At 33.7% G+C, this 16989-nt stretch carries 14 protein-coding genes and 2 pseudogenes; 5 read left to right on the top strand and 11 right to left on the bottom strand.

From position 1 onward, the window contains the following. Positions 1-733: 733 nt before the first annotated feature. Both F4V44_RS24730 and F4V44_RS28205 read right to left on the bottom strand, forming a co-directional pair. The gene (locus F4V44_RS24730; protein WP_150442675.1) at positions 734-913 is read right to left on the bottom strand and encodes a hypothetical protein; all 180 of its coding nucleotides are present in this window, start codon (positions 911-913) and stop codon (positions 734-736) included. Between the two features lie 152 nt (positions 914-1065). Further along, positions 1066-1191 (bottom strand): hypothetical protein, encoded by a 126-nt coding sequence (locus tag F4V44_RS28205; RefSeq protein WP_263406684.1) that lies wholly within the window; start codon positions 1189-1191, stop codon positions 1066-1068. A gap of 1018 nt (positions 1192-2209) precedes the next feature. Between F4V44_RS28205 and F4V44_RS24725 the strand changes: the two genes are divergently transcribed. Next, a complete protein-coding gene (locus F4V44_RS24725) occupies positions 2210-2494 on the top strand; it encodes a DUF4183 domain-containing protein (RefSeq protein WP_150442674.1) in 285 nt (94 codons plus the stop codon). Positions 2495-2727: 233 nt separating this feature from the next. Here the strand turns inward: F4V44_RS24725 and F4V44_RS28050 are convergent. Beyond that, positions 2728-2982: pseudogene (locus F4V44_RS28050) on the bottom strand (DUF4183 domain-containing protein); the annotation flags it as partial. A gap of 481 nt (positions 2983-3463) precedes the next feature. On the opposite strand from F4V44_RS28050, the pseudogene F4V44_RS28045 reads away from it, so the two are divergent. Next, positions 3464-3709, top strand: a pseudogene (locus F4V44_RS28045) (zinc ribbon domain-containing protein); the annotation flags it as partial. 113 nt (positions 3710-3822) lie between these two features. Here the strand turns inward: F4V44_RS28045 and sat are convergent. From sat to F4V44_RS24695, 5 genes are all read right to left on the bottom strand, one after another. Continuing rightward, a complete protein-coding gene (gene sat / locus F4V44_RS24715; protein WP_150442672.1) occupies positions 3823-4989 on the bottom strand; it encodes a sulfate adenylyltransferase in 1167 nt (388 codons plus the stop codon). A gap of 50 nt (positions 4990-5039) precedes the next feature. Next, positions 5040-5645 carry an adenylyl-sulfate kinase gene (gene cysC, locus F4V44_RS24710; RefSeq protein WP_150442671.1) on the bottom strand — a complete coding sequence of 202 codons (606 nt, stop codon included), beginning with the start codon at positions 5643-5645 and terminating at the stop codon, positions 5040-5042. 78 nt (positions 5646-5723) lie between these two features. After that, positions 5724-6581 (bottom strand): sulfite exporter TauE/SafE family protein, encoded by an 858-nt coding sequence (locus tag F4V44_RS24705; protein WP_150442670.1) that lies wholly within the window; start codon positions 6579-6581, stop codon positions 5724-5726. Between the two features lie 466 nt (positions 6582-7047). After that, entirely contained in the window at positions 7048-7791 is a 744-nt protein-coding gene (locus tag F4V44_RS24700) for a glycosyltransferase (protein ID WP_150442677.1), read from the bottom strand. 95 nt (positions 7792-7886) lie between these two features. Continuing rightward, positions 7887-8705, bottom strand: a complete 819-nt coding sequence (locus tag F4V44_RS24695; protein WP_150442669.1) for a DUF4915 domain-containing protein — start codon at positions 8703-8705, stop codon at positions 7887-7889. A gap of 485 nt (positions 8706-9190) precedes the next feature. Between F4V44_RS24695 and F4V44_RS24690 the strand changes: the two genes are divergently transcribed. Next, positions 9191-10311 (top strand): IS3 family transposase gene (locus F4V44_RS24690; RefSeq protein ID WP_150442668.1). Its coding sequence is split into 2 segments (ribosomal slippage): positions 9191-9440 and positions 9440-10311, totalling 1122 coding nucleotides; the frame shifts between segments, so codons are not numbered across the junction. Between the two features lie 162 nt (positions 10312-10473). After that, positions 10474-11595 carry a glycosyltransferase family 4 protein gene (locus tag F4V44_RS24685; RefSeq protein WP_150442667.1) on the top strand — a complete coding sequence of 374 codons (1122 nt, stop codon included), beginning with the start codon at positions 10474-10476 and terminating at the stop codon, positions 11593-11595. Positions 11596-11932: 337 nt separating this feature from the next. Here the strand turns inward: F4V44_RS24685 and F4V44_RS24680 are convergent, their stop codons facing one another. Continuing rightward, complete coding sequence (locus F4V44_RS24680; protein ID WP_150442666.1) at positions 11933-12361, bottom strand: hypothetical protein; 429 nt, start codon at positions 12359-12361, stop codon at positions 11933-11935. Positions 12362-13575: 1214 nt separating this feature from the next. Here F4V44_RS24680 and F4V44_RS28485 point away from each other — a divergent pair. After that, positions 13576-14601 (top strand): peptidase G2 autoproteolytic cleavage domain-containing protein, encoded by a 1026-nt coding sequence (locus F4V44_RS28485; protein ID WP_396897518.1) that lies wholly within the window; start codon positions 13576-13578, stop codon positions 14599-14601. 266 nt (positions 14602-14867) lie between these two features. Here F4V44_RS28485 and F4V44_RS24670 read toward each other — a convergent pair whose 3' ends face one another. Then, positions 14868-15638: a sulfotransferase domain-containing protein gene (locus F4V44_RS24670; protein ID WP_150442664.1), complete on the bottom strand. Its 771-nt coding sequence runs from the start codon at positions 15636-15638 to the stop codon at positions 14868-14870. 132 nt (positions 15639-15770) lie between these two features. After that, entirely contained in the window at positions 15771-16988 is a 1218-nt protein-coding gene (locus F4V44_RS24665) for a glycosyltransferase family 2 protein (protein WP_150442663.1), read from the bottom strand. Position 16989: the final 1 nt, after the last annotated feature.

Here is a 16989-nt window from a genome sequence, read left to right as displayed (position 1 = left end):
CACAACCTCATACCTTCAGTTTTCAAAGAACAACTTACAAGTATAGCATAGCACGTTTGTTCGTATTACTCAACCATTTTGGCTAAAGCCAACCGACATTCATCTCCCACTTATTTCTGGGCTCCGCCCTGCACAAAATTGAAGAGGGAGTCTTCTGTCGGGAAATGATAAATTATCAATAAATATAAATAAGTTTCTTAGTTTATGAACTAAAACCTTAGCAATAAACAAAAACAACGTTAATTACTTAGTATAAAAGATTGTTAAAGAATGTACTTATGCTATAGAGCAGTTTAGTAAAAATGGTAAGAGTGTAAAAAAAGGAATCAACCCTTTAACACTTGTTTAATTTATAGCATACAATAGAGTAAATTCATTTATTACCTTTTTTCCCCTCTAAGGACTGAATGTGAATTCAGTCTTATTTTTTATGTATTTGCCCAATAAATATATTAGCTTTACGATAAACAGGGAGATAGAAAAAATTTAGATATTCCTGCACAAACTCCAAAATAGCACTTTATCTATGTATGCTTCGTCAATTTTATCAATTTATCAACCCTCCCAAATATTTCTATTTATTTCTTGATTTTGGGGCTTCGATCCATCCTTCTTCTACTAAAACCTGCATCAATTTTTTTACATCCTTCATCCGTTTTTTCATGTATTTTCGAATATAGGGTGATCCCTATTTCACCATTAAAAGCAATAGCAATTTATCCTTTTAATGCTTCTAGAGACCTTTTGTTTTCTCAATAACAGGTTCAAAATGAATTTCTAATGATAATAGAGTAACACTTGATAGATTTATTCCATAAGCTTCAATATTGTTATTGGTTTCTTCTTCAATTTTGGCAATGAATGGTCCTTGAAGTCTAGTTAAAACTTCTCCTTCTATATAAATACATATCATCCCTAGAACCTATTAAATTAAATGGGGGTTTCTGATCTAATACAGTACTATAGTCATTACGACCACTACATTTAAATACGAACCCTACTCGAAAGATTGGCTTTAATTAACCCTTGTTACTACATCCACGCTAGAACATTGTGAAATAATAATTAAATGAATACACATGCTCGTGCTTTTTGGGCTAAGCGCACGATACTTCCTTCTGCTATTCCATCCTCCTTATCTTGTATCATAAAATAACTAAATTCATCAATCGCAGCTACTACATACGGCATAGGATATCTTTTATTTTACAATTATACTGTGCAATATTCCTTACACCCTCTTTTCCTAATTGTTCGTAACGTGCCTCCATTGAGCCCATAAGCGAATTTAATGTTGTTTAGCTTCTTCTATTTCGGTAAAAACTTTAACGCTATTAAATATTGAAAATCCGATAAATGCAACTCGTTTGGGATCAATCAGATACAGTCTCTTCTTTTACGAGATAAACCTGGGATCTCTCCTTTTTGGCTGTTTGCATTAAACATATGATGATATAAGTTTTCTTATTCCATCAAAAAAAATTAATTTCTTTATCTAGATGGAAGAATCTTAAAAAAAGGACCTCTTTAGCTAGAAAGAGTCACACTAGTCATACATGTTCATATCGGAAAATCTTTGAGATAATCTCTTCAAATTTAAAGTTGAGATTTTTTGTGGCTAAGTATCCAAATCCATAATTACGAAAAGAATAGGAACGACGAATTGCTGTTTTCTGGTCAAATGTCTAAACTCAAGCTAATTGGTGTAAAACCAATAAAAGAAATCTATTAATAAAAGTTGGACTTTCGTCCATTGAGGTAAAAACTAGATTTAGCCCAACTCTTTTGGCAGACGTAGTCAAGGTGTTGAAAACACTATGTTAGAATAAATACCGTTTACCGGGTCTATCTTTCCAAAGTCAGCATAGTTTTTAGGTAAATCCATTGACGATTTAGCTGTTCTTGTACAAGAAGGACTCAATTTAGGACCCATTTTCCCAATCTGATAATCATGAAAAAAGTATTAAAGGAGCTATTTTTTAATTTAAACATATTAAGTTATTTCAATTAGTGTTACAACTTAAAAATTATATTAATATACTAGGTATTTAACAGTTTCTAAACTAATCTAGAAGAATAAAATAATTAGAAAGGACAAGCTTTTTTAGGTCTCTACAAAATTAGAATTAGGTTTAACATTTTATACTCATTTTGTTTACCTGACTTACAAAATGAAGTCCTAATTTATTTTGGAAAGGAGTGAATACAAATGCCTATTATCAAACCCTTTATGGCTTCTAGAAAGTTTAGTGCTACAATAGGAGATGGTACAGGTACAGGTGCAACGTTTGCAATTCCAGCAACATCCTTTACGGATGACACTGGTGCAGCTGCTACAGCATTTCCGGGGTCATTTGCTTATTATGTTTTATATATAAATGCTCAGATTCAAACAGCCGATACCTCAACCCTTACTACTACTACAATAACTATTCCGGATGGCGATACACTTGATCCTGGAACTCCAATTGTTGTTGAAGTTGTAATCAACTAGTTATAGTTTACTTTTTGAACCCGTTTCCTTCTAGGAAATAGGTTCTTTTTTAACTATAATAGATTGCTTCAAATTTATTCGATACACATTATATCTTATGTATATTTTTGTTTTCTTTTAATTTAATATTCTCTTATTCCTCAGTTCTACACGTTTACTGTTTATGCGGAAGTAGTTTCCTTTGTCTAGACAAGGGAAACTACTTCCGCATAAACATAGTTTACATTTATTTATTAATTAATAATTATAAATTGAAGAATGATTGGTACACCCTCTGAAGGAGCTTCATCAATCAACAAAGTTAATTTTCCGTTTTCCACTTTGTAATTACTCTGAGGTTGGAGAATACCATTAATAAACAAGTTAATATAGGAAACTTCGCTTGGTGACAAAATCTGAGTTACTCCATATTGTGCAAAACCATCACTATTTGAATACACAAGTTTCTGTCCATCTGAAAAAGTAAAGTATAATAAATTAGCTGTAGATGTTGACCCATCCACTTCTGATCGCAAAAGTTCATCCGATACAAGACGATGGGCCGTTATTAGCTGCCCAATTGCACTTTTTCCCCACACTGAAATTTCAGTATTTCCTGCTGCTGGACCATTTATTGTAAAAATGAATTGAAATGCATCAAAATTGGCAAAATAGTTTCTCGTTGCTACTTCATTCGGGGTTAGTGATACTACTTCTAGTACATATAATGTTCTGTTCCCATTTAAGTAATACCCTTGTATTAAAACAGTGGAAGGATTTGCTAAATCAGAGTTAATCATTTTAATAGATACTTGTTGGGTGGGTCTGCTCCCACCTACCGGACGGTTTTCAATTGGTCCTGTTGATAAAATTGCCATTCATTCATCCCTTCTTTACTTAAGTGTTAAACCTGGTGAATTTTATATTTTTATAAATAGATAAGAAAATGAGGATTTTAATAACTTCCATAAAATATCTTGATTACTAATTAAAACCCTGATTGAATACAAAGCGAAATGATATGGAAAATAAGTGATAACGGTTGCGAGGTCCTTCCCTTCTAGCCAGCTTTGTTCTTGGTGCGGCTCAGAATAAAGGTGTTAAAAATCTATATTTATGTGAGGGGATATGCCTTTCTTGTAGCAACATCACCAAAGGGATATTAACTCAAGTATTAATCTCAAAAATGAAACTCTAAAACTTCTAACCGTCGATAAGGCGAGGTTCACCTACTAAATAATTGAAGGATATTTTGATGTTCGTGGGAATCTCCCACTTCAAACAACCTACAAAGGTGTTAAACGTGAATAGCTTAAATTAAAACATAATCGTGTATTGTAAAGAAATTATTAACTTATTGTTTTACCTTTCAATAACACTTCTGCCACTTCTGGCCGTGTAAATTCTGGTGGTAATTGAATACCATCTCTTAGCATTTCTCTAACTTTTGTGCCACTAAAAATAACTCGTTCATCCTCAGAATGAGGGCATGTCTTCAAAGAAGCCATATTATTACACCTTTTACAAAAAAAACTATGTTCAAAAAAGATTAGTTTGATGCCAATTGCATCTAAATCAAATGAACTAAAAATCTTTTGTGCATCATAAGTTCCATAATAATTTCCCACACCAGCATGGTCACGTCCAACGATAAAATGTGTACAGCCAAAATTCTTTCGAACTATCGCATGAAAAACAGCTTCGCGTGGTCCTGCATAACGCATAGCAGCTGGATAAATAACAAGCCTAACTCGATCTAATGGATAATAGTTGTTAAGCAGTACTTCGTAACTTTTCATTCGAACATCTGCAGGAATATCATCTTTTTTTGTTTCTCCAACAAGAGGATTTAATAAAAGACCGTCCACTGATTCTAAAGCAACTTTTTGTAAATATTCATGCGCCCTATGAACGGGATTCCTTGTTTGAAACCCAACGATGGTTTTCCATCCTAGATTAGTAAACATTTCTCTTGTTTGCCTTGGATCCATATAATATTTTTCAAAATCTCCATGTTTTGGGCGATTTAATAGATATATAGGACCAGCTAGATACACATCTCCTTGTTCAAATAACTTTTTAACCCCTGGATGATGAGGATCAGTTGTTTGATATACAAGCTGTGCTTCTTTCTTTTTGTCATATTCATATATTTCCTGTAATTGAATCACTCCATAATAGATTCCATCTTCTCCTTTTAGGAGGACTTCATCTCCAACCCTTAATCTCTTCGCTATTTCTTTTGTGACAGACAGCGTAATGGGTATTGTCCAAGGCAATCCATTTGCTAAGTGCATATCTTTTAAGACTCTTTCGTAATTCCTTTTATCCATAAACCCAGTAAGTGGACTAAATCCACCATTTGAGATCAATTCTAAATCCGATATACTCCATGTTGAAATTAAAATCTCAGGTAGTTTATCTATTTTTTGAAGATATTTTTCACGCACATCATCCAATTCACGTTGAATTAGCTCCCCGCCATGTGGTTCAATAATAGTTTTTGACAAATCCATTTTTACCACTCCTTATAATCGGAATTACTATATCAATCGAATTAATATTTTTAATTTCCTAAGTAACCATTGTGTTTTAAATAATTGATTATTTGTTGTACACATTCGCCAACTGATTTTTGATTCGTTTCAATAATAATCTCTGGATTTTCAGGTTCTTCATAGGGAGCCGAAACCCCGGTGAAATTAGAAATTTCTCCTTGTCTTGCCTTCTTATATAATCCTTTTGGATCTCTATTTTCACATTCTTCTAATGAACACTTCACATAAATTTCAATAAATTCACCTTGTCTAACCTTTTTTCTAACTTTCTCACGATCACTAGCATAAGGAGATATAAAAGTAGCTAAAGTAACAATACCTCCATCTACAAACAATTTAGCAATTTCACCAATACGGCGGAGATTTTCCTTACGATCCTCAGAACTGAAACCTAGATCCTGATTTATTCCTTCTCGGAGATTATCACCATCAAGAATGTATGTGGATATTCCCATTTCATGAAGCTTTTTCTCAACTAAATTAGCTATTGTTGACTTACCTGATCCCGATAAACCTGTAAACCAAAGAATATAGCTCTTATGTCCATGTAATTCTTCCCTGTCATTTTTTTTTATACTAAATGAATGATGAAAGATATGTTTTTGTTCACTCACAACTTCACCCCTTACCTGTTGTCAAAACAAATCAAAATTATAAGTTACATCTAATTTTTTAAGAATTGTGTCAATAAATTATACTTTGTTTTTCCTAATAACAAGGAAAATCAGAGCCACCCAACCAATAACAATACATGAGTAGATAAAGACTTTCCAAAAATTACTCATCATCCATATTTGAAGTAAAGTGTGAATATTAGTTAAAATGATAAATCCTCCTACAAGTACTCCCAATAAATAGGTAGGCAACCTTTTAACTAGCCATGCGGCAATTGGGGCAGCAAATATTCCACCAATCATGAAAGTAATTGCCCAAGTCCAGTTAATTCCTTCCCAACCTAATGAAATTAAGAACCCTAAAGTAGCTGAAATAGCAATAGCAAACTCACTTGTATCCACTGTACCAATAACTTTTCTAGGTGAGGATCCTTTTTGGGATAAGAGTACAGGAGTTGTTATTGGACCCCATCCTCCACCACCCGTAGCATCTGCAAATCCAGCTATAAATCCTAATAAAGTCGACTTCATTCTTGATAAATAAATGGACTTTCGTTCATTTTTCGAATGCTCCATACGAAAAAATCGAAAAAGAACAAATCCCCCGAGAAACAATAAAAATAAAGAAATATAAGGTTTGACGATCTCACCTGATAAATTGCTCAAAAAACATGCTCCTAAAAAGGATCCTATAGAGCCAGGAATGATTAATTTAATCACAGCTTGTCGATCAACATTACCAAACTTTATATGAGAAATACCAGATACTGCAGTGGTCACCACTTCCGCCAAGTGTACAGTTGCAGAAACCATGGATGGAAGTAGTCCAAAAACTAATAACAAAGATGTAGAGGTAACACCGTATGCCATCCCTAATGCCCCATCTACTAGTTGAGCTATAAAGCCGATCAGAGCAAAAGTTATAAGTTTCCCCATATATTTCCTCCTACAAATACCGTTCTCTTTTCCGTTCATCTTTTTAGAGATTAAAAAGGGCAACTTAAACGTATATAATATTAAATTCAAAGGTTTAAAAAAAGAAACGGCCATAGCACAAGAAAACGTTTAAAGTCTATATAATCTCAATACAATATTATATTTAGAAATTAAAAATTGCTGTTTAGGGCAGGATATTTATAAATTTAAAGAGCCTAAAGATGCAAGTGTAAATACTTGCACCTTTAGGCTCTTTAAATTTCATTCCTAATTGTCTTATTGCGCCAAGCTTAAAAATAATATTTTCTAAGTTACAACTTTATATAGTGAATCAACCTGACTTACTCCACGGGGCAAGCCCGCGTGGTTTTACGGGCTATTTCTATAACGGAACTAAACAAAAGAACTAATGGTTCTACCCATAAACAACTATTAATCTTCTCTTATTCTTTTCTTAACACTGCACTTACTCCTGAAGATGAAATTCATCTAGTACTTTTTTATAACGATTTTGTATAATATCTGTCTCTTCACATATTTTTTTTGCATGCCTTTTACTACCCATTTTTCGATGAAGTCGGTATAAGGTGAGAGGTTGATCAAGATATCCTATATCAAACTTTAAAAAAGTCCTAATCCAAAAATCATAGTCGTGTGCATAAACTAAAGATTCATCAAATAAACCCACCGATGAGAAAAGTTCTCTTTTCATCATGATAGTAGAACCATTAATTGGACATCCACTTTTTAATCCATCTAGTAAAGAAGCTTTATTGGAGAATTTAGGAGTAATGGAGGGAGATATGATTTGATTTTTATCATTAATATATCTATAGTCAGTGAAAGAAAACATAAAATTATTTTTCTTCATAAAAGCTAATTGAACGTTTACCTTCGTTCTATATAATAAATCATCCGAACTCAACCAAACAACATAGTTACCACTAGAATGAGTAATACCATGGTTTAAAGCTGTGGCTGTACCTCCATTACGCTTTTTTATATAAACTATTTTATTTATAAATGGTCTTAGCAATTCAACATGCTCATTTGAACCATCATCCACAACAATTATTTCTATATTTTTGTAAGATTGATTTAGTGCACTTGTTATAGATCTTGCAATATATCTGCAGTTATAGAACGGAATAACAATTGATACCTTATCGGTTTCAGCATTATTAATGTTTACTGATAATTCATTAAACATTTCTTTCACTAAGTATATACCTCTCTTTACCCAATTATTAAAGCATCTAATTTGATATTTAGAAGGCTTAGTCAAAATAATTATAATTACTTTATTTAAATAATTAATATCCCATAAACTTCAGAAGAAGGTAATGATATAAAGGATGACAGTTTCGTAGTAAGGTTATGAACATATATCCCACATTCAAATAATATATTTGTATGATCCTTTAATAATTTATCTAAGTGCCTACTTTCACTTTGACCAATAAACATTGTTTGCTTATGAATAGCTAAACCACGTGTATACCCAAGACTTTTAAAAATCTCTTTATCATTTTGATGGACTGTAAATTTTACAGAGTTACAATAATATAGATGGTTATTGTGAAAGAGCACACTATGAGGTTGAGATAATTTTTCGTAGATGAAATTAATAATCTTCCTATCTTTTAAGGAATATTCTATAATTACACCACCATCGGCTGAATGATTAGGATATGAGAACATAGATACAAATAGGCTATCGTCAACGATAAATAAGTCGTTGACGTGGCAAACATCGGTAATTTTATTAGGTGAAAATCTAATTTCATCAATTTTCAATAAATCTTTACGTAAATCATAAACACCAATAGAATTGGTACCGGTTTCAACAATAAAAGCCATATCATTTTTTATTGCAGCGCCATGATAGTCTAATCCCTTATGTGAAGTCTTTTGCTTAATAATTTTCAATTTGTCATCCAAAATAAATATTCCTTCAGAATTAGAAACTACTAAGAAGTATTTGCCGTATTTGACAATCCCTCTACATTCAACATCCAGAATCTTTATTAGGTCATATTGTTTATCTTTAAAATCCAATAAATAAAGACCTCCATTTTGATTACAACAGCTTACTAATAGCTGACAATTTTCCACCTGAATCATTTATCACACTCCAAAAAATTTTCTATAAAGATGACTTTTTTATTTTTAAATAGAGAATTATGAGTAAATTTAGTCATTTTTACCATTATTAAGAACTTATTCTTCAAAAAAGCATTTTAACACTTTTTATATAATAAATATTGTGAAAATAAGTAAAACAATGAAGATGAAATTAAATGAAGGACAGTGATTTATATTTACACTCTTATTATTCTTATTGTACATAGAGCAAAAAAGCTTAGAAGGACACTTATATATTATAAAATATTGTTCTTTACCTCTAAAAAGTAACATAACATGGTAAGGGTAAATGAACAGTAATATTAAATATTTAGAATCCACTTACTATTGGATTTTTGGCAAAACAAGAGGTTCATTATGTAATTGAGGAAGTATCTATAATAGGGTGTAGATAGGCTACACTTAGTTGGACAGAATTTTTAAGGTCAAGTAGACTACAGATAATACATTTGAGGAGAATCTACATGACTAAAAGAGAACGCCGAACATTTACGGAAGAATTCAAACAACAGATGGTGCAGCTGTACCAAAATGGGAAACCAAGAAAAGAAATTATTCGTGAGTATGATCTGACTCCTTCTTCCTTAGATAAGTGGGTGAGTCAGAGTCAGAGCTCTGGTTCTTTTAAGGAAAAAGACAATCTAACAGAGGAACAAAAGGAACTGATCGAACTCCGAAAGAGAAATAAACAACTAGAAATGGAAAATGACATTTTAAAGCAAGCCGCGCTGATACTAGGACGAAAGTAAATGTGATCAAGAATAATCAACATAAATACTCGATATCAGCAATGTGTAAAGTCCTACAAATCCCTAGAAGCACCTATTATTATGAAGCAAAAGAGAGAACAAAAGAGGATGATATTACAGCTGATGTGATCGATGTATTTCAGGCAAGTCGTCAAAATTACGGGACACGTAAAATCAAGGTGGAACTAAAAAAACGTGGCCTTATTGTTTCTAGACGAAGAATTGGGCGCATTATGCAAGAGCAGGGTCTAGTCTCAACTTACACCATCGCCCAATTTAAGCCTCATACGAAATCTTGTAATGAATCCGAACAGAAGAATGAACTAAACCGTGCGTTCGACCAGGAGGAAGAAATGACGGTGGTTGTCAGCGATTTAACGTACGTAAGAGTCAATCAAAAATGGCATTATGTATGTGTATTTGTCGATCTCTTTAATCGGGAAATCGTAGGCTTCAGTACAGGTCCAAACAAAGATGCATTACTAGTTTATCGTGCATTCGCCTCCATCAAGGTCGACCTGCGTAAAATCCAACTTTTTCATACAGATCGTGGAAATGAGTTTAAAAATAAACTGATTGATGATGCTTTAGAGACGTTTAACATTCAACGATCTTTAAGCATGAAGGGCTGTCCGTATGACAATGCCGTAGCTGAAGCGACGTTTAAAATCATTAAAACAGAGTTTGTGAAAGGTCAACATTTTAATAGTTTAGAAGAGTTAACAAGGGAATTACATGACTATGTCCACTGGTTTAATCACATAAGAATCCACGGAACACTTGGTTATGTAAGTCCGATTGATTACAAACTTGAACACCTTAAAAAAGTTGTCTAGTTTAGTGTTGACATACCAGTGTTTTTAATCAACTCCATGTCTTCAGTACAATATGTGAAAAGTTTTGCAAATGATGCAAAGTTAAATTTTTTAAACTTTAGGCCAATAGCAACTAATTTTACTGGTTCTTTTTTAAAGAACTTGAATGATTGAGGTGACAAGATGAACTTACTTAAAAAGGAAAATTCGTCCAACAACAGAATGAATATTTTGTTTACATTTTTTGTCCCAAGCGGAGGTATAGAAACTTTAAATAGACAACGTTTATATGCACTTAGCCAAGTAGGGATAAACTGTCATTTCTTATATACACAGCCTGGAACAGGACTACAAAATAAAATTAATACCCCCATTTTTGTTACAAACAATGATACTAAAATTAAAGAAATTATTGAAAGGAGAAACTATACGGCAATCGTAGTTGGGTCTGATCTTGTAATGTTACAGAAGTTAAGAAATTTGGGATACAAAGGTCCATTAATTTATGAAGTCCAAGGATTAGGCTATAATAAAGATTATGCCGAAGAATTTATAAAAAACCACGCATATCCTACTATTAATCGTTATTGTGATGCCATCTTATATCCCCAAACCCCTCATCTTATAAAGGCATTTGAAACACATTTTCCATTAAAGAAGCAGTTTTGCTTTCACAATTGTTTTAATACAAAAGAATTTAAATATCAGGTACTTCCCAAAAAAGATAACCCTATTATTGGATGGGTAGGAAGATTGGAAGAAAATAAAAATTGGAAAGACTTCCTTTTAATTGGCTCCAGATTCATTAAAGAAAACCCTTTAATTCAACTGTGGATGTTTGAAGATAATACCTTATCGACAAAAGAGGAAAGGTTAGCATTCCAAGCTAAGGTTATAGAACTAAATCTGAGTAACCATCTAACCATTTATGCTAATCAGCCACATAACAAAATGGCTGAGTACTTTTCAACTATAGGCGATTCCGGCGGTTTCCTATGTTCAACCTCGAAAGTAGAAGGATTTGGATATGCTGTTCTTGAAGCAATGGTCTGTAAATGCCCAGTCCTTTCATCAGATTCAGATGGAGTACGCAGCTTTATAACACATAATACAACGGGAAAATTTTTTGAACTTGGCAATATCAATCATGCCGTACAGGAAGGGAAAGAACTATTGTCAAATTACCAATTACGAGAATCAATTAGACAAAATGCTGTTGAACATATTGAAAAGAACTTCTCCCCTGAAACTTATGCTAAGAATTTTCTTTATATGATGCAGAAACTCCAACGTACAAAAAAGTAACTAATCTATTATAAATAACAATATCCATAATCGAGTAGGATCGGTGAATAATCCTAAACTCCAGGTAGAAGGTCCGCCCATTTGGCGGCTTCAGCCTGTTTCTGGTTTCCCACTCCGGACTTAACAGAAATGGCCTCTTCTTTTTGGTCGAAATAAAGCTTGCTATCTGAAAATGAAGAATTAAAGATCGGAACTTTCTTTACCTTTCAGGACATCTCACCCTATGGATGGCGTCCTTTCTTGTAGAACCATATTAGAGATAAAAGAGCTGAAACTACAGCTCTTTTCATTCATAAAAATAAATCTTGGAAAGTTAATAAAAGAAATTACTGATGAATTAGTCTGAATAAATTGTAGCGTTGAAGCTCTCTGGTCCCACTCGTATAGTCCCTACTGCACTAGCTTCTATAAATGCTGTATAAACTATGCTGTTACTAGCTGGAATGGGAACATTAAAATCAGAAGCAGAAAATGATAGGATTTGAGGACCTAAAATAGATGTATCAAGAGTGTCTTCAGCTGAATAAACAAGGAAATCCGTTGGAGCCGTCCCTCTTACAATTCTCACTGTAACTGTAGTAAGAACAGGTAAAAGTGGTAATTGAACAGCTACTGTTCCGCTTATTTGAGTGCGTACAAGTCCTGTAGCACCGGTTGTATTAAGAGTAAGACGTGCAAAAAGCTGCGGTGTCGTTGTTATGAGAATACCAATAGAGTTTGCATAACTTGCGTTTTGCGAAGTTCTAGCATCTAGCAACTTTGCCAATATTCATCATCCTTTCTAAAAGGTTATATTACATTGTATTACTTTATTGCAATATTGCTTGTATATTAACACCAAGTAGATACTTTAGCTTTCATTTTTTATTATATAAATGGAGGGTAAATGAACATTTTTCCATGTACTCTTTTGGAATAAATTCAAAAAGAGATTTGAAAACTCGTTAAAATTGTTTATGAAAATAATACAAATATTAGCTATGGTTATCAGCTGGCATAAAGCCTTTTTTTATACGTACCCTATAAATAAAAACCAAAGCGAATCTCCCTAGTAAACATCATAATATAATCCAAGTATTATTCTAGAAATGAGTGAAAGTAACCATAGAAATGGATGCTTCAAATAAAGTAAAAACCCTATATAAGTAATGAGTTTGTCCACGCTAATCTTTTATTGCAACATAATATAAAATAGTAGCATTTCCTCACTGATAATTACGGGAAGTTATTTTTTATTGTTTATTAACTCACTGATCTTGAAAATTATCTTCTCCATTAATATCAACAAAACCAAAGCTAAAATAGCCTAATAGACTTACCTCTATTCATATGGGTAAGGAAAATAATAACTTTAAATTAAATTTTAATTTATATAAACTTAGTAGTTTTGATAAATAATTTAAAAAGGAGAGAAAAAAATTGGCCAATGGATGTAATCAAAATGCCACAGGATTATGTTCAACAGCAGAAGGGAACAACACAACGGCTAGTGGAAGTTTCTCACATGCTGAAGGTTTAAGCACAACCGCAAGCGGATCGGCTTCTCATGCAGAAGGGTTCCAAACCTTTGCTACTACTGATACTGCACATGCAGAGGGGAATAGGAGCACTGCTAGTGGAAGTGCCTCCCATGCAGAAGGTTTTCAAACCTTAGCAAATGCTAATACAGCACATGCGGAAGGGAATAATACCACTGCCAGTGGAGTAGCTTCTCATGCAGAAGGGTTCGGAACAACTGCGAGTGGCGCACATTCTCATGCGGAGGGTTCAAACACACGATCCTTACACTTATATTCCCATGCAGAAGGAAATCTAACAACTGCATCAGGGATTGCCTCCCATGCAGAGGGAGAAAATACGATTGCTAGCGGACTTGTTTCTCATGCAGAAGGACAAGGAACAATCGCTCAGGGAGAATCTTCGCATGCAGAAGGCGACCAGACCAGAGCTGAGGGGAGAGCGTCTCACGCAGAAGGAAACTTGACAGTAGCTAGAGGTAGTTTTGCGCATGCTGAGGGTCAGCGAACCACAGCAATCGGTGATCTTTCCCATGCAGAAGGAAATCAAACGCAAGCTATCGGTCAAAACTCTCATGCAGAAGGAGCTCTTAGTATTGCGAGTGGATTCACTTCCCATGCAGAGGGAGTCAACACTGTTGCCAGCGGACTTTTCTCCCACACAGAAGGGCAATCCACAAATGCAAATTCTTTAGAAGGCGTTCATGTTATGGGGAAATTCGGCGCAGCAAACGAGCTATCGTATTCCTGGTATCTGGCTAATGGTACTGATACATCGACGCCAGGGTTAGCAGCAAAGATATTAAGCAACGGCAACGTTAAAATTGACGGTACCGTCTCCACCCCTGCAGCAGATTATGCGGAGTTATTTGAAACATCAGATGGGAATCCTATCGATTTCGGCTACTTCGTGACATTAGAAGAGGATAAAATACGCATAGCAAATGACCAAGATGATTATATACTAGGAGTCACAAGTGCAAAACCGGCTATCTTGGCCAATAGTGGAGAGTTACGATGGAAAAATAAGTATTTGACTTCCGACTGGGGAGAAGTTTTATACGAAGATATCACTCTTCCTCCCATATTTGATGATGACGGTAATGAGGTCGTACCTCAACGGAATGAACGTAGACAGATATTGAACCCGGAATGGGACCATTCTAAAGAGTATATTCCACGTATACAAAGACCTGAATGGGTAGCAGTTGGAATGATTGGACAACTCTTAGTTCGCGATGATAGTACATGTAAAGCCGGTGGTTATTGTAAACCAAATCGTATTGGGGTTGCAACTGCATCTGATCAAGGATATAGAGTCTTAAAACGTACAAATCAAAATCAAGTGTTGATTGTCGCTCCACAGCTTTATAGAAATTCTTTTAGCAACCTAGTGAATCAACTTGAAAAACTAGCTAATTTCAGAGAAGAAGGTTACCTTACTGAAGAGGAATTTCATATAGCAAAAAAAAACCTATTGAACTTATGAGGAACACATTTCTGTTAGGAATCATAGGAACATTATGCTGAAGGCAGATTTTCCCTTTTTAATAAAGTCTGCCCCTTATTTTGAAATACTTTGTTCCGTTACTTAAACAAATAATAGAGTGATAGTCTAGTTTATTGCTCAAGTGAAAGAAGACACTCTTGAGAAATTATTAAAGGACCATATGCATATATTATTTGAACACGGAATATATGTTCATAACCTTTCTTCAAACATTTTTATTACTGAAATAGGAACATTAAAGTAAATTACCAGTTATTGTCCTTTTCATATCCTAACTGTATAAGGAGATCTCCTGCGATATTTTTAAATGCTGTCTTATGCCCATTGTTAAACTCGTGTTTCCAATCCCCTATACTCCCTTTTCTAAATGTCCCTGAATTCTTTGGAACAATATTTTGTTTTATTTTTTGTAATAATTGTTCTTTAGTTAAATTCAATTGTTTAAGGTCATTCCATAAAAACTCAATAATCTTCATAATGGACCCATTTTGGGATTCTGTATTGCAAACAAGCTCTTCGAATGTTATAGAGCAAACTGATTGTTCTTTTACCCACCCTAGTTTATTTTGAGAAAATTCTCTAATATTAGGTATACTAGGGATTCCGTATTTCGCTTGTTCTTCCTGAGTAAATTTCACCCCTTGTATCATTGTTAACAGGCGCTCATCATGTGTTTTTAGTTCTTTTAAATATGGTGTCCATGGATGATTGCCCCATTTATTTAACATTACAAAGTGAACTAGCGAAACAACAACATCTCGTAAATCCCTGCTAATAAAGATAACTTTTATATTTTCTTGTTTTAAAATATTTACGTGTTTCTCTGAATAATCAAGATGAGCTGGTCCAACGCTTCCTAGTTTTATCATTTTCAAATCTTTGTCCTCTTCAATCCAAGCAGGGGTTATGATCATACCAGGAATACCAAGAACAATTTGTAAAAGTAAGTGCGTCCCACTTTTCGGCAATGAATTAACTAACACTTTAGGTAAAGGAACAGTTTCATTAGTTTTCAATTTTAAATCACCTTTCCTAGAGACATAATAAGGATGTATAACCGTTCTTCCGTTTTTAAAAAAAGATAAAAAAACCTTTGATTTAATATTTTTAAATGAGTAATGAATGAGTATCTATTAACTTAATAAACTTCAATTATTATAGTGAATAATTTCAAGCAATTTTTCTGTTTTATATAAATACCCGGAAACAGGTTCTTTTGTTATGTGAACTGTATCGTAAGCAACCCGACCCAAGCCATTATCAAAAACTACCGTATTTTGGTTAGCAATGCCCCCCTGTATTAATTGATTATGAAACAGAATTAAGTTGTATAATACATAATGTGATGAGGGAAACAAGCTATTTCCAAGGATTAATGTAAATGTTGTATCAGCTTCACTCATACCAGAACGAATAGCATCCTTTTCAGAGGCATTCGGTAATTCAATAAATTTAACCCGTGGATCTACAATGTGCTTAAGTATCTTAATAGCAGATTGATTAGAGGATCTATCAATGATTATTACCTTATAATTACTAAATGATTGTTCAAATAGTTGCTCTAATTTTTGAATGGTTTGTTCAGAACTATTCTCAACTGGATAAATGATTGTTAACAAAAAGGGGATTTTTCTTCGATTTCTTGCTTCTTGTCTTGCCAGGTTAAAAGCATATCTCCAACGTCGGTGCTGTACTTTTGAATTTCTTAGTTGAGCAGATACACTTAAAGGAGAATTAGTTCTATACTCCATTAATGCTTCTTCTACATATACAATTTCACAATTCTCAGTTAACCTAAGCCAATATTCATAGTCTTCGACCGGTTCGAGCCTGTACCCATCAATTTTTGCTGCAACCTGTTTTTTATACATAAATGATACCCCAATAAAACAGACATCAAGTAGATTTTCTTTTGGTTGGTTTTGGTACTTATAAAATTCTTCTAATGCAGGTTCCTTTAAAAAGTTTCCCTTATGATCAATATGTCTAAAACTACTATAAGCTAACCCAACTTCATCTGGTGCTTTTTCTAATGCACTTCTTAACTTTTCTACAAATGAAGGGTAATATATATTATCACTGGAAACCCAAGTAAGATATTTAACCTCTTCAATTTTCATTAAATAGTCAAAGCCGATATTTAATGTTTTTGCTACACCCTCATTTTTCTCTTTAAGGATTAAGTGGACCCTTCCATCTCCCTTGGTTACATTTTTGATAACATCAACTGTTTCAGATGGAGCACCGTCTGATACAATCACAAAATAATAGTTGTGATAACTTTGTTGCAGAACCGATCGCAAGGCCAAATCTAGGTATACTGGATCTTGTTTATAAACAGGCATAACAATGCCTATATCTCTCATT

Origin of the sequence: Niallia endozanthoxylica, assembly GCF_008710145.1 — a bacterium.
GTDB lineage: Bacteria > Bacillota > Bacilli > Bacillales > Cytobacillaceae > Bacillus_BD > Bacillus_BD endozanthoxylica.
This window is presented reverse-complemented; position numbering and strand designations above follow the sequence as displayed.

Bases quoted from the DNA above. Each gene is read 5' to 3' on its own strand.
- F4V44_RS24665 (WP_150442663.1), bottom strand. From the start codon at position 16,988: ATGAGAGATATAGGCATTGTTATGCCTGTTTATAAACAAGATCCAGTA.
- F4V44_RS24695 (WP_150442669.1), bottom strand. From the start codon at position 8,705: ATGATTCAGGTGGAAAATTGTCAGCTATTAGTAAGCTGTTGTAATCAA.
- F4V44_RS24685 (WP_150442667.1), top strand. From the start codon at position 10,474: ATGAACTTACTTAAAAAGGAAAATTCGTCCAACAACAGAATGAATATT.
- F4V44_RS24705 (WP_150442670.1), bottom strand. From the start codon at position 6,581: ATGGGGAAACTTATAACTTTTGCTCTGATCGGCTTTATAGCTCAACTA.
- F4V44_RS28205 (WP_263406684.1), bottom strand. From the start codon at position 1,191: ATGCCGTATGTAGTAGCTGCGATTGATGAATTTAGTTATTTTATGATA.
- F4V44_RS24730 (WP_150442675.1), bottom strand. From the start codon at position 913: ATGATATGTATTTATATAGAAGGAGAAGTTTTAACTAGACTTCAAGGA.
- F4V44_RS24700 (WP_150442677.1), bottom strand. From the start codon at position 7,791: ATGTTTAATGAATTATCAGTAAACATTAATAATGCTGAAACCGATAAG.
- sat (WP_150442672.1), bottom strand. From the start codon at position 4,989: ATGGATTTGTCAAAAACTATTATTGAACCACATGGCGGGGAGCTAATT.
- F4V44_RS24725 (WP_150442674.1), top strand. From the start codon at position 2,210: ATGCCTATTATCAAACCCTTTATGGCTTCTAGAAAGTTTAGTGCTACA.